The following is a 21,769-nucleotide window of genomic DNA, read 5'->3' on the forward strand; positions in this document are numbered from 1 at the left end:
TATAAAATAGTGCTTATGAATAATGGTAATGATATGTAGGAATGGGTGATTAGGCGTTGAGAGGCATTTGCTGTGAGGCAAGCGTGCCGTTTCGGGTGCCGTCGCGGGCGGTTTAGGCTAGAATGCACGGCCTCAAAGCACACCCCCTTCCCGAGGCTGTCCCGAAGATGTTGATCCTGCGCGGTGCTCCTGCCCTTTCCGCCTTTCGCCACAGCAAACTGCTCGAGCAACTGAGCCAAAAGGTTCCGGCTGTCAGCGGCTTGTATGCCGAGTTCGCCCATTTCGCCGAAGTGACCGGCGTGCTGACTGGCGACGAACAGCAAGTGCTGGCCCGTCTGCTGAAATACGGCCCGAGCGTGCCGGTCCAGGAGCCGACCGGTCGTCTGTTTCTGGTGTTGCCACGTTTCGGTACCATTTCGCCCTGGTCGAGCAAGGCCAGCGACATCGCGCGTAACTGCGGCCTGGGCAAAGTCCAGCGCCTGGAGCGTGGTATCGCTTTCTACGTCGCGGGCCAATTCAGCGAAGCCGAAGCCGAACTGATCGCTGCGACCCTGCATGACCGCATGACCCAGATCGTGCTGAGCACGCTGGAACAGGCTGCCGGCCTGTTCAGCCACGCCGAGCCGAAGCCGCTGACGGCCATCGATCTGCTGGGCGGTGGGCGCGCCGCACTGGAAAAAGCCAACGTCGAGCTGGGCCTGGCCCTGGCGGAAGACGAGATCGACTACCTGGTCGATGCGTTCAACGGCCTCAAGCGCAACCCCCACGACATCGAACTGATGATGTTCGCCCAGGCCAACTCCGAGCACTGCCGTCACAAGATCTTCAACGCCAGTTGGGATATCGACGGCCAGAGCCAGGAAAAAAGCCTGTTCGGCATGATCAAGAACACCTACCAGATGCACAGCGAAGGCGTTCTGTCGGCTTACAAGGACAACGCCTCGGTGATCGTCGGTAATGTCGCCGGACGTTTCTTCCCGGACCCTGAAACCCGCCAGTACGGCGCGGTGCAGGAGCCGGTGCACATCCTGATGAAAGTCGAGACCCACAACCACCCGACCGCGATTGCCCCGTTCCCGGGTGCCGCCACCGGTTCCGGTGGCGAGATCCGCGACGAAGGTGCAACCGGTCGCGGCGCCAAGCCGAAAGCCGGCCTCACCGGTTTCACCGTATCCAACCTGCAGATCCCCGGCTTCGAACAGCCGTGGGAAGTGCCGTACGGCAAGCCTGAGCGCATTGTGACCGCGCTGGACATCATGATCGAAGGCCCACTGGGTGGCGCCGCGTTCAACAACGAATTCGGTCGTCCGGCCCTGACCGGCTACTTCCGTACGTTCGAGCAATCCATCACCACGCCTCGTGGTGATGAAGTGCGCGGTTACCACAAGCCGATCATGCTGGCCGGCGGTATGGGCAACATCCGCGCCGAACACGTACAGAAAGCTGAAATCGTCGTCGGCTCCAAGCTGATTGTCCTCGGCGGCCCGGCGATGCTGATCGGCCTGGGCGGCGGCGCGGCGTCCTCCATGGCCACCGGCACCAGCTCGGCGGACCTGGACTTCGCTTCGGTACAGCGCGAAAACCCGGAAATGGAACGTCGCTGCCAGGAAGTCATCGACCGTTGCTGGCAGCTGGGCGACAAGAACCCCATCAGCTTTATCCACGACGTGGGTGCCGGTGGTCTGTCCAACGCCTTCCCGGAACTGGTCAACGACGGTGATCGCGGCGGTCGTTTCGAACTGCGCAACATCCCCAATGACGAGCCGGGCATGGCCCCGCACGAAATCTGGTCGAACGAATCCCAGGAACGTTATGTCCTGGCGGTCGGCGCGGCGGACTTCGAACGCTTCCAGGCCATCTGCGAGCGCGAGCGCTGCCCGTTCGCCGTGGTCGGCGAAGCCACTGCCGAGCCGCAGCTTACTGTCACGGATAGCCACTTCGGCAACAGTCCGGTGGACATGCCGCTGGAAGTGCTGCTGGGCAAGGCCCCGCGTATGCACCGTTCGGCGGTCCGTGAAACCGAGCTGGGCGACGATTTCGATCCGAGCACCCTGGCCCTGGCCGAATGCGTGGAACGTGTACTGCATCACCCGGCCGTGGCCAGCAAGAGCTTCCTGATCACCATCGGCGACCGCACCATTACCGGCCTGGTCTCCCGTGATCAGATGGTCGGCCCGTGGCAGGTCCCGGTGGCTGACGTTGCCGTCACCGCCACCAGCTTCGACGTCTACACCGGTGAAGCCATGGCCATGGGCGAGCGCACGCCGCTAGCCCTGCTCGACGCGCCGGCTTCCGGTCGCATGGCGATCGGCGAAACCCTGACCAACATCGCGGCTTCGCGGATCGGCAAGCTGTCCGACATCAAGCTGTCGGCCAACTGGATGTCCGCTGCCGGTCATCCGGGTGAAGACGCCCGCCTGTACGACACCGTCAAAGCGGTCGGTATGGAACTGTGTCCTGAATTGGGCCTGACCATTCCGGTGGGCAAGGACTCCATGTCCATGGCCACTCGCTGGAACGACGAGGGCGCCGACAAGAGCGTGACCTCGCCGCTGTCGCTGATCGTTACCGGTTTTGCGCCGGTTACCGATATTCGCCAGACCCTGACCCCGCAACTGCGCATGGACAAGGGCACCACCGATCTGATCCTGGTCGACCTCGGTCGTGGCCAGAACCGCATGGGGGCCTCGATCCTGGCCCAGGTCTACGGCAAGCTCGGCAAAGTGGCTCCGGACGTCGACGACGCCGAAGACCTGAAGGCTTTCTTCGCGGTGATCCAGGGCCTCAACGCCGACGGTCACCTGCTGGCCTACCACGACCGTTCCGATGGCGGCCTGCTGACTTCCGTGCTGGAAATGGCCTTTGCCGGTCATTGCGGCCTGCACCTGAATCTCGACGGCCTGGCGGAAACCTCCGCCGACCTCGCGGCCATCCTGTTCAACGAAGAGCTCGGTGCGGTGATCCAGGTTCGCCAGGACTCCACCCCGGACGTGTTGGCGCAATTCAGCGCTGCCGGCCTGGGCGACTGCGTATCGGTGATCGGCCAGCCGTTGAACAATGGCGAAGTCAGCATCACCTTCGACGGCGACACGGTCTTCACCGGCGAGCGTCGTCTGTTGCAGCGCCAGTGGGCGGAAACCAGCTACCGTATCCAGCGCCTGCGCGACAACGCCGAATGCGCCGACCAGGAATTCGACGTCCTGCTCGACGAGGGCAACCCGGGCCTGAGCTACAAGACCAGCTTCGATGTGAACCAGGACATCGCCGCGCCTTACATCAAGAAAGGCATTCGTCCACAGGTTGCCGTGCTGCGTGAGCAGGGCGTCAACGGCCAGGTGGAAATGGCTGCGGCGTTCGACCGTGCCGGCTTCAACGCCATCGACGTGCACATGAGCGATATCCTCGCCGGTCGCGTCGACCTGAACGACTTCAAGGGCATGGTCGCCTGCGGCGGCTTCTCCTACGGCGACGTGCTGGGCGCCGGCGAAGGCTGGGCCAAGTCGGCCCTGTTCAACGCCCGTGCCCGCGATGCCTTCCAGGGCTTCTTCGAGCGCAGCGACAGCTTCACCCTCGGCGTGTGCAACGGTTGCCAGATGATGTCCAACCTGCACGAGCTGATTCCGGGCAGCGAGTTCTGGCCGCACTTCGTGCGCAACCGCTCCGAGCAGTTCGAAGCGCGGGTGGCGATGGTGCAGATCCAGGAATCGAATTCGATCTTCCTGCAGGGCATGGCCGGTTCGCGCATGCCGATCGCCATCGCCCACGGCGAAGGCCATGCCGAGTTCGAAAACGAGGAAGCCCTGCTGCAAGCCGACCTGTCGGGTTGCGTGGCGATGCGTTTCGTCGACAACCACGGCAAGGTCACCCAGGCCTACCCGGCCAACCCGAACGGCTCGCCGCGCGGGATCACCGGGCTGACCAGCCGCGACGGTCGCGTCACCATCATGATGCCGCACCCTGAGCGAGTGTTCCGTGCCGTGCAGAACTCCTGGCGCTCGGAAGACTGGAACGAAGACGCGCCATGGATGCGCATGTTCCGCAACGCCCGGACCTGGGTTAACTAAGCGGTCATGTACAAGCTCAGCTTTTTCGTTCCGCCGAGCCATGTGGAACAGGTCAAGAGTGCCGTATTCGCCGCCGGAGGCGGGCGGATCGGTGCTTATGACCAGTGTGCGTGGCAGGTGCTGGGTCAAGGCCAGTTTCGCCCGTTGGACGGCAGCCAGCCGTTTCTCGGGCAGACCGGTGTGGTCGAGCAGGTGGAAGAATGGAAGGTTGAGCTGGTGGTGGCGGACGCCTTGATCGAGGCGGTGGTGTTGGCGCTCAAGCAGAGCCACCCCTACGAAACACCGGCTTATGAAGTCTGGCGTTTGGCGGATTTCTGACCGGTTGCCGGTCTGTGGGCCGTTTCACCGCTTTCACAAAACCCGCCACCTCGGCGGGTTTTGCTTGTCTGGAGATAGCCCGTTTCCAGTGCCTCGCAATGGCTTCCAATCGTGGGGAACCCCTCGATCGCTAGTCTTGAGGCGGAGGCATCTTTCTCTCGCCGACGCACTCGACCGGCAGGCCCACACCTTTGTCGAACCGGCACGCAGACGTCAGCAGCTCGGCCTTGATACCGCCGATGAACGCGACAGCGCCTTCACGTCCGCCGGTGTTAGGTCCTGACAGATCCACCGCCACGCTATCGGGTTTGACTTCATACACCCAGCCACCGTTCTGCGCATCCGCGACCGCCCAGTTCCGGGCGTCGGTATAGTCGCGAAACGCGACGACGACCGAGTTGGTGAAGGCGGGCGATTCCGGGTTGCTCGCCAATCTCAAGTTGGGTGCCAGTGAGTTCCTGGCTCGCAATCCATGGGCCAGTGCGTCCGCTCCCTGTACGGGGTTGATGATCGAGGAGCCGACTGCCCAGAAGGAACGTGTGCTCGTGACCCATGCCAGGCCTTCTGGAGGCGTCACCTGGCTCCAGTCTATGGACATTGCCGCGACCTCCAATCGGCTCTCCTGGCCGGTGGGTTCGCGGTAGGCCGGGTTCGTGACGCAATCAGCGGCATTGTCCTTCTTGCACGCCTGCTTGATAAAGCGCCCTTTGACCCCGCCCGGGAAGCTGATCTCTTCCTCACTGACAATCGGTCCTCCCGATTTTTCCTGGTCGATGCCATGGGGGGCCCTGAACTCGAACACCCATTCCTTGGCGAAACTCTGGGCGATCCGCTGGCTGCGTGTCGTGCTGCTATAGACCGAACGTGCCGCCCCGGCCCCGTGGTTGAACCAGTCGTACATCCACTCGTTGCCGGGGAAATTCACGGCTTTAGGCAAGAGCCCGACCTGGAAGGCCTCAAGCCCCTGATCCGTGGTGTCGCCCCGATAGAGCGTGTCCATGTCGGTTCGCCAATGCAGGGAGGGTTTGCTTTCGCGGATCGGCACGCTGGCATCCGCCGTCACCTGAAGCCAGGCTTGATACCAGGGCTCCTCGTCTCCCTGAGGCGTTCCCGCGCCCCACACGTGGCTGCCCGGTTGCCAGGCAGCTGCCAATACCACCACGGCGACAGACGCCGCCCGTATAAAACCGCCATGTTTCTTCATGATTTGATGCCTCATCCAGAACGCTCAAGCCATGCCGAATCACATACGTCATGACTACACATTCTTCGACGTGACACCTTTCACTGCTTCTGCCGGATAAGGCTCCGCTGAACGGAGCCTCGGTCCACAGCGTGAACCCTGAGTGTAGATTGTCGTCGCGACTAGAGCGGCGCGGCACAGGTTTCCCTGCGGTTCAGTAGCGCCCTCAATGCTTCACTGATGCCGCCGGCCTGGTTTCCCACCAACACATGCCAGGCTCCGCCTTCCACCTGGCTGACACCCTGGCAGCCGAGGACTTTCAGGTCCGCTTCCGATAGCCGCCGGACATCCTCGAGCTGTACCCGCAGCCGCGTCTGGGCGACACACTCCAAGGTGAGCACATTGTCTTTCCCACCCAGCGCGTCCAACCATTGCCCGAGCTGTTGCGCACTGATTGCAAGCGACTCGGCAGGCATCGGTGCACTCGCTACCTTGTCGATCGAACCCGTCACGGGCAAGGCCAGACGGATCTCATCGGCAATGCTGTCGGCCAGTGGCCCGACCACCACTTGCAGACTGCCGCCGTGGCCCGGCCGTACCACCGCCACCGCCCCAAGGTTTTTCAGCTCGGCGTCCACGGCCTTGTCCCGATCCAGCAGTTCCAGCCGCAGGCGGGTGGTGCAGGCACCGACCGTCAGCAGGTTGGCGGCGCCGCCCAGGGCCTGGATATAAGCGGCTGCCCGTTGGTTCTCGCTGAGGATCCGGGTGGCGGTAGCGCTGGCGATGTTTTCGCGTCCGGGCGTCTTCAGGTCGAAGCGACGGATGCAGAAGTCGAACACAAAGTAGTAGAGCAGGGCATAGGCCAGACCCACCGGGAACACCAGCCAGCCGTTGGTGGACTTGCCCCAGCCCAGGGCCATGTCGATGGCGCCGCCGGAGAAGGTGAAGCCCAGGTGGATGTTCAAGGCATTGGTCACCGCCATCGACAGCCCGGTCAACAAGGCATGCAGCACATACAACATCGGCGCGAGGAACATGAAGGCGAATTCGATCGGTTCGGTCACCCCGGTGAGGAACGAGGTCAGGGCCATCGACAGCAACAGCCCGCCCATCAGCTTGCGCCGCTCCGGCAGGGCATTGCGGTACATCGCCAGGCAGGCCGCCGGAAGGCCGAAGACCATTACCGGGAACATGCCGGTCATGAACTGCCCACCCTTCGGGTCGCCGGCGAAGTAACGCGCCAGGTCACCGGTGACCACCAATCCGGTTTCGGGCGAGGTGTAGCTGCCGAACACGAACCACATCATGTTGTTGAGGATGTGGTGCAACCCGGTGACGATCAGCAGCCGGTTGAAGAAACCGAAGACAAAGGCCCCGAGGCTGCCGCTCTCGACCATCAGCAGGCCGAGGCTGTTGATGCCGCTCTGGATCGGCGGCCAGATAAAGCCGAACAGCACCCCCAGGCCCACCGCCGAGAACCCGGTGACAATCGGCACGAAGCGCCGCCCGCCGAAAAACGCCAGGTATTCCGGCAGCTTGATGTCCTTGAAGCGGTTGTACAGCGCGCCGCCCAGCAGGCCGCTGATGATCCCGGCGAGCATGCCCATGTTGATGCTCGCATCGAGCACCTTGAGGGTGGCGATCAGCACCAGGTAACCGATGGCCCCCGCAAGACCTGCAGTGCCATTGTTGTCCCGGGCGAAACCCACGGCGATGCCGATGGCGAAGATCAGTGCCAGGTTGGCGAAGATGGTATTGCCGGCATCGTGGATGATGGCGATGTTCAGCAGGTCGGTATCGCCCAGGCGCAGCAGCAAGCCGGCAATCGGCAGGATGGCGATGGGGAGCATCAACGCCCGTCCCAGGCGTTGCAGACCTTCGATGAAGAACTGGTACATGACGTGTCTCCTTCTTGTTGTTGTGGGCAGGCCTTGGATCAATCAGCCCAGGGGCCAGTGTTGGCGACAGGCTTCACGGACTTTCGCGGCGCTGCCCAGGTGCAGCAGCGACGGAACGATCCGCCGACATTCGGCGGCATCCAGGCTGCGTACCCGGGCCTTGATCTCGCCAATTTGCGGAGTACTGACGGACAGCTCGGTGACCCCCAGGCCAATCAGCACCGGGGTCGCCAGCGGGTCGGAGGCCAGCGCGCCGCAGACCCCGACCCAACGTTTATGCAGGGCGGCACCGGCACAGGTCTGGGCCATCAGCCGCAGTAGCGCCGGGTGCAGGGCGTCGACCCGGGCGGCGAGGCCGGCGTGGTCGCGGTCCATGGCCAGGGTGTACTGCGACAGGTCGTTGGTGCCGATGGACAGGAAGTCCGCATGCTCGGCCAATTGTTCGGCCAGCAGGGCCGCCGAAGGCACTTCGATCATCACCCCCAGCTCCGGGCGCAGGTTGAGCCCCATCTCGCCGGCCAGTTCGTCCAGGCGTCGACGCACCTGCAGCAGTTCGTCGACTTCGCTGATCATCGGCAGCAGGATCCGGCAACGTTGCAGTGGGCTGACCTGCAGCAGGGCGCGCAGTTGCTGGTCGAGCAGTTCCGGTTGCGCCTGGCCCAGGCGGATGCCCCGCAGGCCCAGCACCGGGTTGGCTTCCACCGGCAGCGGCAGGTAATCGAGTTGCTTGTCGCCGCCGACATCGATGGTGCGGATGATCACCGGGCGGTAGCCCATGGCGTCCATCACGCCCTGATAGGCACGGCGTTGTTCCTCTTGATCCGGTGCGCTGCGGCGCTCGACGAAGAGGAACTCGGTGCGCAACAGGCCGACGCCGTCGGCACCGTGGCGGTGGGCCTCGCCGGCTTCGCTGGCCGAGGCGACATTGGCCGCCACTTCGATCGTCAGGCCATCGCGGGTCTCGGCCGGTAATTGGGCCTGGGACTGCTGTTGCTGGCGGCGCAATTGCTGTTGCTCGTGGGCCTGGGCGACGCCTTCGCGGCGGGCCGCATCGGGCCTCAGTTCAAGGCGGCCCCGGTCGGCGTCGAGGACCACCACCTGGCCGGGGGCGATGTCCAGCAGGTCGGCGCCCAAGGCCACCAGGCAGGGCAGGCCCTTGCTTCGCGCCAGGATCGCCACGTGGGAGGTCGCACCGCCGCTGGCCATGCACAACCCGGCCACCTGTTGCTGGCTGAGCAGCAACAGGTCCGAGGGTGTCAGTTCCTGCGCGGCGACAATGGCGCCGGGATGCAGGTCGTAGTGCGCGGCCTCGCCCAGCAGGGCACGCAACACTTGTTGCCGGAGATCGCGCAGGTCGTTGGCGCGCTCGGCCAGCAGCGGATTGCCGAGATTGAGCAGGACCTGGCATTGCGCTTCGATCGACTGGTCCCAGGCATGGGTCGCGGCCTGGCCGGTTTCGATGGCGTGGCTTGCGGCATCCAGTAGAGCGGGGTCTTCGAGCAAGGCCAGGTGGGCGTTGAAGATGTCCTCTTCTTCGCTGTCTTTGCGCTGGCGGGCCTGGATCAGCGTGCCGTGGATGTCCGCGCGGACTTTTTCCAGGGCGGCGTCCAGCGCTTGCAATTGTTCATCGGCAATGTGCCCGCCGGTGTCCGGCGCCAGGGCGATGGCGCTCAGGCGTACCAGTGGGCCACTGACCAGGCCGGGTGAGGCGCACACACCCTGGAGCACGCCATCTTCCCTCGGTTGTTGCGCGGTTGCCTTGAGCTGGGGCAGCGCCGAATGGCCGGCATTGCCCAGGGGTGTACGCAACACCTTCAGCAGAGCCTGCAACGCCGCCTCGCGGTCCGGGCCACGGCAACTGATCTGCACTTCCTGCTGTTCGCCGACGCTGAGCCCCATGATGCCGATCAGGCTGTCGAGGGCGGCGGATTGATCGCCCAGGTGCAGGCGGGCGCTGCAATTGAAGCCCTGGGCGGTCTGGCGCAGCAATGCCGCCGGACGCGCATGCAGGCCGCCGTGATGGGCGACCCGGGCGCTGCCGCGAACTTCGTCGGTGTCAGTGGTCGGCGCAGTCGCGCGCTGTTCGGCGTTGCGATGGGCGACGATGTGCAGCAAGGGTTCGCCGACCTTGACCTGGGTCCGGGCGACGGGCTGCAGGTCGTAATGCTCGCCGTTGGTCAGGATCACCAGGCTCACCAGGCTTTTGCACTGGCGGGCGACCTTGTCCAGGTCGACCCGCAGCAAGGCCTGGCCTTCCTGCACCCGCTCGCCTTCCCCGACCAGCAGGGCAAAACCCTCGCCTTGCAGCTCGACGGTATCCAGGCCCAAGTGCAGCAGCAGCTCGGCGCCGTTATCGCTGCGCAGGGTCAGGGCGTGCCGGGTTCGGGCGATATGGATGATCTCGCCGGCACAGGGTGCATGCAGGCAATTGTTGAGCGGGTCGATGGCCAGTCCCGGACCCATGGCGCCGCTGGCGAATACCGCATCGTCGACGTCGGCAAGCGGGAACACGGGACCGCTCAACGGTGCGCTGAGGGTGATGTTGTTCTTGTTATGCATGGCGCTGTACTCGTCAGTGGGTACGGGTGACTTTGCTCAGGTGGCGCGGTTGGTCGGGGTCCATGCCACGGGCCACGGCCAGGTGGGCGGCCATCACGTAGAAACTCTGGATGGCCAGGATCGGGTCGAGGGCCGGGTGTTCGGCGCAACACAGGTCCAGGTCACGTTCGGCCACGTCCGGCGGTGCCGCCAGCAGCACCCGGGCACCGCGCTGGCGCATCTCGGCGGCGAGCTTGAGCAGCCCGGCCTGCTCGGCACCCCGTGGGGCGAAGACCAGCAACGGATAGCCGGCGTCGATCAGGGCCATGGGGCCGTGACGGACTTCCGCGCTGCTGAAGGCCTCGGCCTGGATCGCCGAGGTTTCCTTGAATTTCAGTGCCGCTTCCTGGGCGATGGCAAAACCGGCGCCACGGCCGATCACCATCAACCGTTCGCAGTCGCGCAGGGTCTCGATGGCTTTGCTCCAGTCGCGGGTGGCGGCCTGGCGCAGGCCTTCCGGCAGGGCCTGTCCGGCGGCGAGCAGCGCCGGGTCCTGGTGCCAGTGGCCGAGCAGTTGGGCACTGGCGCTGAGGGTGGCGATAAAGCTCTTGGTCGCGGCGACGCTTTGTTCCGGCCCGGCCAGCAGCGGGATCGCGTATTCGCAGGCGGCTTCCAGGGGGGAGTCGGGCGCATTGACCAAGGCCACCGTCAGGGCGCCGCGTTCGCGCAGCAGGCACAGGCTGTCCACCAGGTCCGGGCTCTGGCCGGACTGGGAGAAGGCCAGCACGGCCTGGCCGCTGACCTGCAGCGGCGAGTGTTGCAGGGTCACCACCGACATCGGCAGGGACGCCACCGGGACCCCGGTCTGCTGCATGGCGATATAGGCGAAGTAGCTGGCGGCATGGTCGGAGCTGCCCCGGGCGACGGTCATCACCACCTGTGGCGGTTGCTCGCGCAGCCGTGCGCCCAGGGCCATCAGCCGCTCATCGAGCTGCTGCAACTGGCGGCTGACCGCCTCGTGGGCCGACAGCGCCTCTTCAAGCATTCTGGAAGTCAACGGCTTCTCCTTCGACCATGATCGAGGTCAGTGTCAGTGAACGGTCCAGGCGCACACAGTCGGCCCAACTGCCGGGTTGCAGGCGCCCGCGCTCGGGCAGGCCGAGGTAGTCGGCGGGAAATTGCGACAGGCGTTGCGAGGCTTCGGCTAGGGGCAGGCCGATCTTCACCAGATTGCGCAGGGCCTGGTCCATGGTCAGGGTGCTGCCGGCCAGGGTGCCGTCGGCCAGGCGCACGCCGCCCAGACATTTGGTCACGGTGTGGCTACCGAGCTTGTACTCGCCGTCCGGCATGCCGGCCGCCGCCGTGGAATCGGTGACGCAATACAGGCAGGGAATCGAGCGCAGGGCCACGCGCATGGCGCCGGGGTGCACATGCAACAGGTCGGGGATCAGTTCGGCGTAGCGGGCGTGGGCCAGGGCGGCGCCGACGATGCCCGGCTCGCGGTGATGCAGCGGGCTCATGGCGTTATACAGGTGGGTGAAGCTGGTGGCGCCGGCTTCGAGGGCGGCCACGCCTTCTTCATAGCTGCCCAGGGTATGGCCGATCTGCATGCGGATGCCACGGGAACTGAGGTCGCGGATCAACGGCGCGTGGCCGGCGATTTCCGGGGCGATGGTGATCACCCGGATCGGTGCCAGGCGCAGGTAGTCCTCGACCTCGGCGCTGATCGCGGTGTGGGCGAAGTTCGGTTGCGCCCCCAGTTTGCCGGGGTTGATGAACGGACCTTCCAGGTGCACGCCGAGGACCCGGGCGGTGCCGGGCTGGCGTTGTTCGCAATAGACCCCGAGTTGGCCGAGGATCAGGCTGATTTCCTCGGGCGGCGCGGTCATGGTGGTGGCCAGCAGCGAGGTGGTGCCGAAGCGCAAGTGGGTGCGGGCGATGGTCTCGAAGGCGTCGCCGCCCTCCATGATGTCCTTGCCGCCGCCGCCGTGGACGTGCAGGTCGATAAAGCCCGGCAGCAGGTACGGCAGGTCGTTTTCCTGCGGATCGCAGGGCGTGCCCTCGATCTGCGTGACCTTGCCGTGCTGGTGCAGCAGGCGACCGCGAATCCAGCCTTGCGGGGTGAGAATGTTGTCTTCGGACATGGCAGGCTCTCTGAACAGGCTAACGCCGCAGTTCGGCGACGAAGTCGTAGTAATCGTTACGGCAGTAGGTGTCGGTCAGCTCGATGGGGGTGTTGTCCTCGAGGTAGCCGACACGGGTCATCAGCAGCATCGCGGTGCCGGGCTCGATGCCCACCAGCGCGGCGAATTCGGCCGAGGCGTTGATCGCGCGAATATGTTGCAGGGCCCGCACCACGGGACGGCCGATGCTGTCGAGAAAGGCGTAGAGCGAATCGCCGATGGCCTCGGGGTCGGGCAGCAGGGCGGCGGGCAGGGTGCTCATCTCGATGGCCATGACGGTGTCGTCGGCGGTACGCAGGCGCTTGAGCCGAGTGACCTGGTCCCGTGGCGACAAGGCCAGGCGGATCAATTCCTCATGGCTCGGCAGGGCGATTTCACGCTCCAGCCAGCGTGAGCCGGGGACAAAGCCCTTGGCCCGCAACCGTTCGCTGAAACTCGACAGGCGTGACAGCGGTTGTTCCAGGCGTGGGGTGATAAAGGTCCCGGAGCCTTGGCTGCGGCGGATCAGGCCTTGTTCGAGGAGAATTTCCAGGGCTTTGCGCGCGGTGACGCGGGAAATGCTCAACAGCTCGCTCAGGTTGCGCTCCGAGGGCAGTGCCTGTTCGGCTTTCCACTGGCCGGCATGGATCGCCGCTTCCAGGTTGCGTGCCAACTGCAGGTACAGCGGTGTCGGCTGGGACTCGTCGGGTCGCAGGGCGAGGATGTCGTTCATATAGGATTTTTCCTGTGCGTTTGTTAGATGTTTTGCACTCGGACAGTGGTGATGAAAGTAATACCACTTGAATACCATGTCAATGCCAGTGGTTTCGTGCGAGTGCAATAAAAACGCCCGTCATGGGGGACATGACGGGCGTCGGATAGATCAGTGGTATCAGGATGGTGTGGTCAGATCAGGGGCGGATTTCCACCATGGTGCCGTCCTTGACCAGTCCCCAGACCTCGCGCATGTCGACATTGCGCATGGCCACGCAGCCGTCGGTCCAGTCCAGGGTGTGGAACAACTGCTCCGGGTAATCCTCGGAGTCCGGGGTGCCGTGGATCATGATCATGCCGCCGGGGTCGACATTTTCACGGCGGGCGCGGGCCGAATCGCTGATATTGGGGTAGGACAGGTGCATCGACAGGTTGTATTTGTCACTGGTCTTGCGCCAGTCCACCCAATAGAAACCTTCGGGTGTGCGTCGGTCGCCGGCGATCAGTTTCTGCCCCTTGGGGTTTCGCCCCAGGGAAATACGGTAGGTCTTCAGTGGCTTGCCGTCGCTGATCAGTTGCAACTGATGGGCGGACTTGAGGACCAGGATCTTCTCGATGACCCTGCCGTTTAGCGGATCGGCGGCAGAGGCCTGGGACAGAGTGGCGAACGACAGGCAGAAGACAACGAACAACCAGCGCATTAAAACGGTATCCCTGAAGGTGAAGCGTTTCTGATTATTTATTCGGGGGTGCTGCGTGGCATCATCGGCGGCACGGCTTCGCTGCGAACCGGGTACTGCTCGGTCGGGCGGTCGGCGTAGAAGCATTCCAGGGTCCGTCCCACGGTGCGGAACGCCAGCTCGGACCAGGGGATCTCATGTTCTTCGAACAGGCGGACCTCCAGGCTTTCTTCGCCGGCGGCAAATTCCAGGTCCACCAGTTCGGCACGGTAGAACACATGCACCTGGTTGATGTGCGGCACGTCGATAAGCGTATAGATGCTCAGGTTACGCACCTGTGCGCAAGCCTCTTCCAGGGTTTCCCGGCGAGCGGCCTGTTCCACGGTCTCGCCGTTTTCCATAAAGCCGGCGGGCAGCGTCCAGTAACCCCGGCGCGGCTCGATGGCGCGGCGGCAGAGCAGGACCTGAGTACCCCAGACCGGCAGGCAGCCGGCGACGATATTCGGGTTCTGGTAATGAATGGTGTCGCAGTGGTCGCAGACAAACCGCAGGCGTGTGTCGCCCTCGGGTATGCGTTGACTCACCGGTTTGCCGCATTGGCTACAGAACTTCATGCTGGATTCTCTTGGCGATACGCCTATCTTCGCGTGGGCGGCGGTCTGTCGGCAAGTTGTGCTTTCGCGACATGCCCGTGTCGGGGGCTTGGGCAGTTCACTTCTTTTGGTGCATGATGCCGGGTAAGCCGCAAATCGAGATCAGCCATGCTGGATGAGTTACTTCGACGGGTCAGCAGCCATACGCCCCGCCCCCTGGAAACGGACCGTCGTTTTCCCGAGGCGGCGGTACTGGTGCCCATCACTCGCAGTGACGAACCGGAACTGGTGCTGACCCTGCGCGCCAGCGGTCTGTCGACCCACGGTGGCGAAGTGGCTTTCCCCGGTGGCCGCCGTGACCCCGAGGACCCGGACCTGATCTTCACCGCCCTGCGCGAAGCCGAAGAGGAAATCGGCCTGGCCCCGGGGTTGGTGGAAATCATCGGGCCGCTCAGTCCGCTGATCTCCCTGCACGGGATCAAGGTCACGCCTTATGTCGGGGTGGTGCCGGACTTTGTCGACTACCGGGCCAATGACGCCGAGATCGCCGCGGTGTTCAATGTGCCGCTGGCGTTTTTTCGCGAGGACCCGCGCGAGCATACCCACCGTATCGACTACCAGGGCCGCAGCTGGTACGTGCCCAGCTACCGCTTTGGTGAGTACAAGATCTGGGGGCTGACGGCGATCATGATCGTCGAGTTGGTCAACCTGTTGTATGACGCCCGGATCAGCCTGCACAATCCCCCCGAGCGTTTTATCAATATCTAGAATCACCGTTCAGGTGGTCGCAAGCCGTGAGGAAAACCCTATGAAATACCGTCTGGGCGATGCCCGGGTCGAGACGCATCCGCAAAGCTGGGTGGCGCCCAATGCGACCCTGGTCGGCAAGGTCCGGCTGGAGGAGGGTGCCAGTGTCTGGTTCAATGCTGTGTTGCGCGGCGACAACGAGCTGATCCTGATCGGCCGTAACAGCAATGTGCAGGACGGCACGGTGATGCACACCGACATGGGCTATCCGCTGACCATCGGCACCGGGGTGACCATCGGTCATAACGCCATGCTTCATGGTTGCACGGTGGACGATTACAGCCTGATCGGTATCAACGCGGTGATCCTCAACGGCGCGAAGATCGGCAAGCATTGCATCATCGGGGCCAATGCCCTGATCGGCGAGAACAAGGAAATTCCCGACGGTTCGCTGGTGATGGGCTCGCCGGGCAAGGTGGTCCGCGAGTTGACCGAGGCGCAGAAGAAAATGCTCGAAGCCAGCGCCGCCCACTATGTGCACAACGCCCAGCGTTATGCCCGGGACCTGGCGGTCGACGAGGCATGAGTACGATCGAACGTCCGGTGGCGTCGCCTTGCGTGAGCGTTTGCGCGCTGGATGAGCAGGACATCTGCATCGGTTGCCAGCGCACGGTGGCGGAGATCACCCGCTGGAGCCGGATGGACAATGTCGAGCGGCGCGAGGTGCTGGCGCTGTGTCATGAGCGGGCCCGCGCCAGCGGCTTGCTGTGGATACCGAACGCCAAAACCTGATTAGCCGGTTGTGGCGACTGGCCCTTGTGGCGAGCGGGCTTGCCCGCGTTCGGCTGCGAAGCAGTCGTAAAACCATGGTCTCCGTTATTTCTGATACACGGTGATTGCAGATTTTAGGGCCGCTTCGCGCCCCAGCGCGGGCAAGCCCGCTCGCCACACTTGTGTGATCCCTTCAAGGCTTTGGGGTAACCTATACGGCTACATAGACAAGGTAGTCTGCAACCCATGCTCTTTCTTATCGCCTACATCGCCAGCGTCGTGCTGATCAACTTCGCCTTCTCCGCCGCGCCGCACCTGGACATCATCTGGTCGGCTTGGGGCGGCTTGGTGTTTATCCTGCGCGACATGGTGCAGACCCGCTTCGGTCACGGCGCGATTGTCGCGATGATCGCGGCGCTGCTGCTGTCCTACTTCACCTCCGAGCCGGCCATCGCCCTGGCGAGCGCCACCGCCTTCGCGATTTCCGAATGCATCGACTGGCTGGTGTTCAGCATCACCAAGCGCCCGCTGCACGATCGCCTGTGGATAAGTTCGGCACTCAGCATCCCGCTGGACACCTTTATCTTCTTCGGCCTGATCGGCGCGCTGACCCCGGGGGTGATCCTCACGGCCCTGGGCTCGAAATTCGCCGGGGTGACCTGCGTCTGGCTGGCCATGGCCTGGCGGATGCGCAAGGCCGCGCTTTCCAGCTGAAGTCGCGCCCGTTCGGTTCATGTCCCGCTCAGTTCATGTAAAATGCCGGCCTTTCTTACCGACAGGTGCCTGATTGTGCAGGCGCCGTCGCTGATCTTGCTTCCTTGAGGACCTGAAATGACCCGTATCGGAACTCCACTGTCGTCGACCGCGACCCGCGTATTGCTCTGTGGCTGTGGTGAGCTGGGCAAGGAAGTGGTGATCGAGCTGCAACGCCTGGGCGTCGAAGTGATCGCCGTCGACCGTTACGCCGATGCGCCGGCCATGCAGGTGGCGCATCGCAGCCACGTGATCAATATGCTCGACGGCGCGGCCCTGCGGGCGGTGATTGAGGCCGAGAAGCCGCATTTCATCGTCCCGGAAATCGAAGCCATCGCCACCTCGACCCTGGTGGAACTGGAAGCCGAAGGTTTCACCGTGGTGCCGACCGCCCGTGCCGCGCTACTGACCATGAACCGTGAAGGCATCCGTCGCCTGGCCGCCGAAGAGTTGCAACTGCCGACTTCGCCTTACCACTTCGCCGACACCTTCGAGGCCTACAGCCAGGCCGTCACGGACCTGGGCTTCCCGTGTGTGGTCAAGCCGGTGATGAGTTCGTCGGGCAAGGGCCAGAGCTTGCTGCGCAGCGTCGACGACGTGCAGAAGGCCTGGGACTACGCCCAGGAAGGCGGGCGTGCCGGCAAGGGCCGGGTGATTGTCGAAGGGTTTATCGACTTCGACTACGAAATCACCCTGCTGACCGTTCGTCATATTGGCGGCACCACGTTCTGTGCGCCGGTCGGCCACCGTCAGGAGAAGGGCGACTATCAGGAATCCTGGCAGCCGCAGGCCATGAGCCCGTTGGCCCTGGCCGAGTCGGAGCGGGTTGCCAAGGCGGTGACCGAGGCCCTCGGTGGTCGCGGGATGTTTGGCGTCGAGTTGTTTATCAAGGGCGACCAGGTCTGGTTCAGCGAAGTATCGCCGCGTCCCCATGACACCGGCATGGTCACCATGATTTCCCAGGACCTGTCGCAATTCGCGCTGCACGCCCGGGCGATTCTTGGTTTGCCGATTCCGTTGATCCGTCAGTTCGGTCCGTCGGCGTCGGCGGTGATCCTGGTGGAAGGGCAATCGACCCAGACCGCGTTTGCCAACCTCGGTGTGGCATTGAGCGAGCCGGATACCGCCTTGCGTCTGTTCGGCAAGCCGGAAGTCAACGGCCAGCGCCGCATGGGCGTGGCCCTGGCGCGTGACGAGTCGATCGAAGCCGCACGGGCCAAGGCGACCCGCGCTGCGCAGGCGGTTGTGGTCGAGCTGTAACCGCGGCGCGCCCATCGCCAGCAAGCCGGCTCCCACAAGATTGCGTCGTCCACCACAGGGTGGTTTGACGCAAATCCTGTGGGGCCTGCTGATTTCTGCAAGGTCATGCCGTTCACATTCATGCGGTATGACACAAGTCCTGTGGGGCCTGCTGATTTCTGCAAGGTCATGCCGTTCACATTCATGCGGTATGACACAAATCCTGTGGGAGCCGGCTTGCTGGCGATCCGCCAAAGGCGGCCATTCCCCCGTAGCGCTTCAGCCCACCTTGTTCAAATCGTTGTAGCGCGTTTCCTTCAAACAGAAAATCGCCATCAGGCTCAGCACCGCCGCCCCCGACACATACCCGCCGACCCAGCTCAATCCCCCCATCGTCACCAGCTTCTGGGCAAAGAACGGCGCCGCCGAGGCCCCGACGATTCCCCCCAGGTTATACGCCGCCGAGGCGCCGGTATAACGCACGTGGGTTGGAAACAGCTCCGGCAGCAACGCGCCCATCGGTGCGAAGGTAATCCCCATCAGGAATAGCTCAAGGCACAGGAACAGCGCGACTCCAGTGGTCGAGCCATGGCCCAGCAACGGCTCCATGCTGAAACCGGACAACAGCGCCAGCACGCCACCCAGAATCAGCACCGGCTTGCGCCCGAAGCGGTCGCTGGCCCAGGCTGCCAGTGGCGTTGCCGCGGCCATGAACAGCACGGCGAAACACAGCAGCCCGAGGAAGGTCTCGCGACTGTAGCCGAGGTTGGCCACCCCGTAGCTCAGGGAAAACACCGCCGAGATATAGAACAGCGCATAACACACGACCATGGCCAGCGAGCCGAGCAGCACCGGTGCCCAATAGTGGCTGAACAGCTCGACCAGCGGCATCTTCACCCGCTCCTGGCGGGCCACGGCATTGGCGAAGATCGGCGTTTCCTCAAGCTTGAGGCGCACATACAGGCCGACCATCACCAACGCGGCGCTGAGCAAAAACGGAATACGCCAGCCCCAGGCGCGGAACTGTTCGTCGCTCAGGGTCATGGCCAGGATCAGGAACAGACCGTTGGCGGCGAGAAAACCAATGGAGGGACCCAATTGCGGAAACATGCCGAACCAGGCGCGTTTGCCTTCGGGGGCGTTTTCGGTCGCCAGCAGCGCGGCCCCGCCCCATTCCCCGCCAAGCCCCAGGCCTTGACCGAAGCGCAGCAGGCACAAGAGGATCGGTGCCCAGGCGCCAATGGTGGCATAACCCGGCAGCACGCCAATCAGCGTGGTGCAGACACCCATCAGCAGCAACGAGGCGACCAGCGTCGATTTTCGCCCGATGCGGTCACCGAAGTGGCCGAACAGGATCGAGCCCAGCGGGCGGGCGAGGAAAGCGATACCAAAGGTCAGGAAGGCCGAGAGCATCTGTGCGGTGCCGTCGGTCTGGGGGAAAAACACCGGCCCGATCACCAGGGCGGCGGCGGTGGCGTAGACGTAGAAGTCGTAGAACTCGATGGCTGTGCCGATAAAACTGGCGGTCGCCACGCGGGCGGTCGAGTTCAGCGGTTTGTTCGGTGTGGTTGTTTCAAAGGTCGTGCTGGAAGTCATTGCGGGCGTCCCTGAAGGTCTTGCTCGTGCGAATTATTAGTATTGAACGCCCAGGGATAAGGGCTGGTTGCAGTGCGGCTCGGGGTGGGAGACGGCATCAAGCGCTGGCGGATAGGCCGGCTTGATTATAGGAAGGCGTTTGTCGATCAAACAAGGGGAGGTTTTGCCGACTAGCGCGCAATAGCGCCCAACGCGGTCTCTGTAGGAGCGAGCTTGCTCGCGATGGTAGCCGGGGCACCGTGTGGCGTCAGGTTTCCCGCGTTTTCGTTGACGCCCATCGCGAGCGAGCTCGCTCCTACAGGAACCGCCGGTCTACAGGGGCGCGGGCAACCAACTGGTGTGCCAGATCAGCACCCGGCTGACCCGATTGTCCTCGGTCTCGAGGATTTCCAGGCGGTAACGGCCGATCTTCAGGCACACGGCGCTCTCCGGGATGGTTTCCAGCGCTTCGGTGACCAGGCCATTAAGGGTTTTCGGACCATCTGAAGGCAGGTGCCAGCCCAGGCTCTTGTTCAACTCACGAATCGATGCCGCCCCTTCAATCACCAGCCGACCATCGGCCTGGGGATGGATATGCGGGTTGTCGAGGCTGTGCTCGCTTTCGAATTCGCCGACAATCTCTTCAAGGATATCTTCCAGGGTGACGATGCCCAGCACTTCGCCGTATTCGTCCACCACCATGCCCAGGCGTCGCTGCTGCTTGTGGAAGTTCAGCAATTGCAGTTGCAGCGGGGTACTTTCCGGGACGAAATACGGCTCGTGGCAGGCGGCGAGCAGGGCGGCTTTGGTCAGGCTGGCATCGAACAGCAGATTGAGGATCTGGCGGGTATTGATCACCGCCTCGACCTGGTTGATATCGTTGTGGAAGACCGGCAGGCGGGTACGGCGGTTCTTCAGCAACTGGGCGGTGATTTCCTCGATGGAATCGTCGAGGTTGATCCCGTTCACTTCGCTGCGGGGCACCAGGATGTCGTTGACGGTGATGTTGTCCAGGGCCTTGATGCTCGACAGCGACGGGTTGCGCGGCAGGTGCTCCGGTTCGTCTTCCGGGTCGAGGGGCGGCTGGTCTTCATCGATCTGCTTGACTGCGCCGGCCTTGCTGATAAAAGGCCGCAGCAACAGTTGCGCGATACCGCTCAGCAGCCAGGCCGCCGGATAGATGATTTTCAGCGGAATCCCCAGCAGGGCATTGCCGGTGGCCAGGATCGGTTCGGGATAACGGACGGCCAGTTGGCGCGGCAGGTAGTCGGCGAAGACCAGCAGCAGGACCGTGGCCCCCAGGCAGGCCATCCAGGGGCCGTGTTGGCCCCACAGCAGGATCGACAGCAGGGTGGCGATGATGACGACCACGATCCGGCACAAGGTATTGCACAGGATCAGGCTGTCACGGGGGAACTTCAGTCGGGCTGCCGGTTTGTCACCCGAGCGCGAGGCGGGACGCAGGGCGGCGAGTTGTTGTTGCGCAACTTCAACGGCGGTAAACAGCGCCGACCAGAGAATCAGCAGGGCCAATACGGCGAGCATTGGCCCGATGGGCAGGTTGTCCATGGTCTCGTATGCCCGTCAGATGTGCAGGATGTATTCGCGGACCAGCTTGCTGCCGAAATAGGCCAGCATCAGCAGGCAGAAACCTGCCAGGGTCCAGCGAATCGCCTTGTGTCCGCGCCAGCCCAGACGATTGCGCCCCCACAGCAGCACGCTGAAGACGACCCAGGCCAGGCAGGCCAGCAGGGTCTTGTGCACCAGGTGCTGGGCGAACAGGTTTTCGACGAACAGCCAGCCGGAGATCAACGACAGCGACAACAGGCTCCAGCCGGCCCAGAGGAAGCCGAACAGCAGGCTTTCCATGGTTTGCAACGGCGGGAAGTTGCGGATCAGCCCGGAGGGGTGCTTGTTTTTCAACTGGTGGTCCTGCAGCAGCAGGAGCAGGGCCTGGAACACCGCGATGGTGAACATGCCGTAGGCCAGGATCGACAGCAGGATATGGGCGAGGATGCCCGGCTCCTCATCGATGATCTGTACCGTGCCCGAGGGCGTGAACTGCGCCAGCACCACGGTCAGGAAACCCAGAGGGAACAGCAGGATCAGCAGGTTTTCCACCGGAATGCGCGAGCAGGCCACCAGGGTCAGGGCGATCACGGCGACGGCGATCAGGCTGGCGGCGTTGAAAAAATCCAGGCCCAGGCCGATCGGCGTCATCAGGTGGGTGAGCAGGCTGATGGCGTGGGCGATCACGGCGATCACGCCGAGCCCGACCAGCAGGCGTTTGTTCGCCTTGGCGCCCTGGCGCAGGCGGGTGCCTTGATAGAGAGTCGCAGCGGCGTAGATGAAGGCGGCGGCGAGGCTGGTCAGCAAACTGGGTGACAAAGGGAGCATAAGTCCTGTTAGGCAAGCCCGAAAGGCGCTGAGTTTGGCATAGAACCCCCGGTCCACGAAAGACCGTGGCGCTAGTGGCCGCATGCAGTCTCCGCTATAATCCGCGACCTGCCCACGCCGCAGGCTCGCCAGGCGCT

At 63.7% G+C, this 21,769-nt stretch carries 18 protein-coding genes; 7 read left to right on the forward strand and 11 right to left on the reverse strand.

The genetic code is table 11. The features are described 5' to 3' along the window. Positions 1-167 precede the first annotated feature (167 nt). Both purL and HX866_RS01450 read left to right on the forward strand, forming a co-directional pair. A complete protein-coding gene (gene purL / locus HX866_RS01445) occupies positions 168-4,064 on the forward strand; it encodes a phosphoribosylformylglycinamidine synthase (protein WP_177137809.1) in 3,897 nt (1,298 codons plus the stop codon). A 6-nt stretch (positions 4,065-4,070) separates the two neighbouring features. Beyond that, positions 4,071-4,382: a Nif3-like dinuclear metal center hexameric protein gene (locus HX866_RS01450; RefSeq protein WP_100944717.1), complete on the forward strand. Its 312-nt coding sequence runs from the start codon at positions 4,071-4,073 to the stop codon at positions 4,380-4,382. Between the two features lie 130 nt (positions 4,383-4,512). Here the strand turns inward: HX866_RS01450 and HX866_RS01455 are convergent, their stop codons facing one another. The 8 genes from HX866_RS01455 to HX866_RS01490 form a co-directional block, all read right to left on the reverse strand. Beyond that, on the reverse strand, positions 4,513-5,586 hold the full coding sequence (locus HX866_RS01455; RefSeq protein ID WP_177137811.1) for a scabin-related ADP-ribosyltransferase: 1,074 nt from the start codon (positions 5,584-5,586) through the stop codon (positions 4,513-4,515). Positions 5,587-5,747: 161 nt separating this feature from the next. Further along, positions 5,748-7,463, reverse strand: coding sequence for an N-acetylglucosamine-specific PTS transporter subunit IIBC (gene nagE / locus HX866_RS01460; RefSeq protein WP_177137813.1), 1,716 nt, complete (start codon positions 7,461-7,463; stop codon positions 5,748-5,750). A gap of 42 nt (positions 7,464-7,505) precedes the next feature. Continuing rightward, complete coding sequence (ptsP, locus tag HX866_RS01465; protein WP_177137814.1) at positions 7,506-10,022, reverse strand: phosphoenolpyruvate--protein phosphotransferase; 2,517 nt, start codon at positions 10,020-10,022, stop codon at positions 7,506-7,508. Positions 10,023-10,035: 13 nt separating this feature from the next. Then, positions 10,036-11,058 carry an SIS domain-containing protein gene (locus tag HX866_RS01470; RefSeq protein ID WP_177137816.1) on the reverse strand — a complete coding sequence of 341 codons (1,023 nt, stop codon included), beginning with the start codon at positions 11,056-11,058 and terminating at the stop codon, positions 10,036-10,038. Continuing rightward, entirely contained in the window at positions 11,039-12,145 is a 1,107-nt protein-coding gene (nagA, locus tag HX866_RS01475) for an N-acetylglucosamine-6-phosphate deacetylase (protein WP_177126457.1), read from the reverse strand. The genes HX866_RS01470 and nagA overlap by 20 nt, the downstream gene beginning before the upstream one ends. A gap of 19 nt (positions 12,146-12,164) precedes the next feature. After that, entirely contained in the window at positions 12,165-12,896 is a 732-nt protein-coding gene (locus HX866_RS01480; protein WP_121136993.1) for a GntR family transcriptional regulator, read from the reverse strand. Positions 12,897-13,074: 178 nt separating this feature from the next. Continuing rightward, positions 13,075-13,578 carry a L,D-transpeptidase family protein gene (locus tag HX866_RS01485; RefSeq protein WP_177093063.1) on the reverse strand — a complete coding sequence of 168 codons (504 nt, stop codon included), beginning with the start codon at positions 13,576-13,578 and terminating at the stop codon, positions 13,075-13,077. Positions 13,579-13,616: 38 nt separating this feature from the next. Then, complete coding sequence (locus HX866_RS01490) at positions 13,617-14,171, reverse strand: NUDIX hydrolase (RefSeq protein ID WP_177137819.1); 555 nt, start codon at positions 14,169-14,171, stop codon at positions 13,617-13,619. 147 nt (positions 14,172-14,318) lie between these two features. Here HX866_RS01490 and HX866_RS01495 point away from each other — a divergent pair, with 147 nt between their 5' ends. From HX866_RS01495 to purT, 5 genes are all read left to right on the forward strand, one after another. Next, positions 14,319-14,918 carry a CoA pyrophosphatase gene (locus tag HX866_RS01495; protein ID WP_177093061.1) on the forward strand — a complete coding sequence of 200 codons (600 nt, stop codon included), beginning with the start codon at positions 14,319-14,321 and terminating at the stop codon, positions 14,916-14,918. A 40-nt stretch (positions 14,919-14,958) separates the two neighbouring features. After that, positions 14,959-15,483, forward strand: coding sequence for a gamma carbonic anhydrase family protein (locus HX866_RS01500; RefSeq protein ID WP_100944707.1), 525 nt, complete (start codon positions 14,959-14,961; stop codon positions 15,481-15,483). After that, positions 15,480-15,689 (forward strand): DUF1289 domain-containing protein, encoded by a 210-nt coding sequence (locus tag HX866_RS01505; protein WP_177093060.1) that lies wholly within the window; start codon positions 15,480-15,482, stop codon positions 15,687-15,689. Before HX866_RS01500 ends, HX866_RS01505 begins: the two co-directional genes overlap by 4 nt. Before the next feature lie 225 nt (positions 15,690-15,914). Further along, the gene (locus HX866_RS01510; protein WP_100944705.1) at positions 15,915-16,382 is read left to right on the forward strand and encodes a VUT family protein; all 468 of its coding nucleotides are present in this window, start codon (positions 15,915-15,917) and stop codon (positions 16,380-16,382) included. A 117-nt stretch (positions 16,383-16,499) separates the two neighbouring features. Then, positions 16,500-17,681: a formate-dependent phosphoribosylglycinamide formyltransferase gene (gene purT, locus HX866_RS01515; RefSeq protein ID WP_177137821.1), complete on the forward strand. Its 1,182-nt coding sequence runs from the start codon at positions 16,500-16,502 to the stop codon at positions 17,679-17,681. A 258-nt stretch (positions 17,682-17,939) separates the two neighbouring features. Here purT and HX866_RS01520 read toward each other — a convergent pair whose 3' ends face one another. The 3 genes from HX866_RS01520 to HX866_RS01530 form a co-directional block, all read right to left on the reverse strand. Beyond that, a complete protein-coding gene (locus HX866_RS01520; protein WP_177093057.1) occupies positions 17,940-19,256 on the reverse strand; it encodes an MFS transporter in 1,317 nt (438 codons plus the stop codon). A 312-nt stretch (positions 19,257-19,568) separates the two neighbouring features. Further along, positions 19,569-20,804, reverse strand: coding sequence for an HlyC/CorC family transporter (locus HX866_RS01525; RefSeq protein WP_177093056.1), 1,236 nt, complete (start codon positions 20,802-20,804; stop codon positions 19,569-19,571). Between the two features lie 15 nt (positions 20,805-20,819). Then, positions 20,820-21,632 (reverse strand): cytochrome C assembly family protein, encoded by an 813-nt coding sequence (locus HX866_RS01530; RefSeq protein ID WP_177125617.1) that lies wholly within the window; start codon positions 21,630-21,632, stop codon positions 20,820-20,822. Positions 21,633-21,769 lie beyond the last annotated feature (137 nt).

This window comes from Pseudomonas gingeri, assembly GCF_013386165.1.
Classification (GTDB): domain Bacteria; phylum Pseudomonadota; class Gammaproteobacteria; order Pseudomonadales; family Pseudomonadaceae; genus Aquipseudomonas; species Aquipseudomonas gingeri_C.

What these genes read in the sequence shown, in the direction of transcription:
- purL (WP_177137809.1), top strand. Translation starts at nt 168, where the DNA reads ATGTTGATCCTGCGCGGTGCTCCTGCCCTTTCCGCCTTTCGCCACAGC.
- HX866_RS01450 (WP_100944717.1), top strand. Translation starts at nt 4,071, where the DNA reads ATGTACAAGCTCAGCTTTTTCGTTCCGCCGAGCCATGTGGAACAGGTC.
- HX866_RS01455 (WP_177137811.1), bottom strand. Translation starts at nt 5,586, where the DNA reads ATGAAGAAACATGGCGGTTTTATACGGGCGGCGTCTGTCGCCGTGGTG.
- nagE (WP_177137813.1), bottom strand. Translation starts at nt 7,463, where the DNA reads ATGTACCAGTTCTTCATCGAAGGTCTGCAACGCCTGGGACGGGCGTTG.
- ptsP (WP_177137814.1), bottom strand. Translation starts at nt 10,022, where the DNA reads ATGCATAACAAGAACAACATCACCCTCAGCGCACCGTTGAGCGGTCCC.
- nagA (WP_177126457.1), bottom strand. Translation starts at nt 12,145, where the DNA reads ATGTCCGAAGACAACATTCTCACCCCGCAAGGCTGGATTCGCGGTCGC.
- HX866_RS01480 (WP_121136993.1), bottom strand. Translation starts at nt 12,896, where the DNA reads ATGAACGACATCCTCGCCCTGCGACCCGACGAGTCCCAGCCGACACCG.
- HX866_RS01485 (WP_177093063.1), bottom strand. Translation starts at nt 13,578, where the DNA reads ATGCGCTGGTTGTTCGTTGTCTTCTGCCTGTCGTTCGCCACTCTGTCC.
- HX866_RS01490 (WP_177137819.1), bottom strand. Translation starts at nt 14,171, where the DNA reads ATGAAGTTCTGTAGCCAATGCGGCAAACCGGTGAGTCAACGCATACCC.
- HX866_RS01495 (WP_177093061.1), top strand. Translation starts at nt 14,319, where the DNA reads ATGCTGGATGAGTTACTTCGACGGGTCAGCAGCCATACGCCCCGCCCC.
- HX866_RS01500 (WP_100944707.1), top strand. Translation starts at nt 14,959, where the DNA reads ATGAAATACCGTCTGGGCGATGCCCGGGTCGAGACGCATCCGCAAAGC.
- HX866_RS01505 (WP_177093060.1), top strand. Translation starts at nt 15,480, where the DNA reads ATGAGTACGATCGAACGTCCGGTGGCGTCGCCTTGCGTGAGCGTTTGC.
- HX866_RS01510 (WP_100944705.1), top strand. Translation starts at nt 15,915, where the DNA reads ATGCTCTTTCTTATCGCCTACATCGCCAGCGTCGTGCTGATCAACTTC.
- purT (WP_177137821.1), top strand. Translation starts at nt 16,500, where the DNA reads ATGACCCGTATCGGAACTCCACTGTCGTCGACCGCGACCCGCGTATTG.
- HX866_RS01520 (WP_177093057.1), bottom strand. Translation starts at nt 19,256, where the DNA reads ATGACTTCCAGCACGACCTTTGAAACAACCACACCGAACAAACCGCTG.
- HX866_RS01525 (WP_177093056.1), bottom strand. Translation starts at nt 20,804, where the DNA reads ATGGACAACCTGCCCATCGGGCCAATGCTCGCCGTATTGGCCCTGCTG.
- HX866_RS01530 (WP_177125617.1), bottom strand. Translation starts at nt 21,632, where the DNA reads ATGCTCCCTTTGTCACCCAGTTTGCTGACCAGCCTCGCCGCCGCCTTC.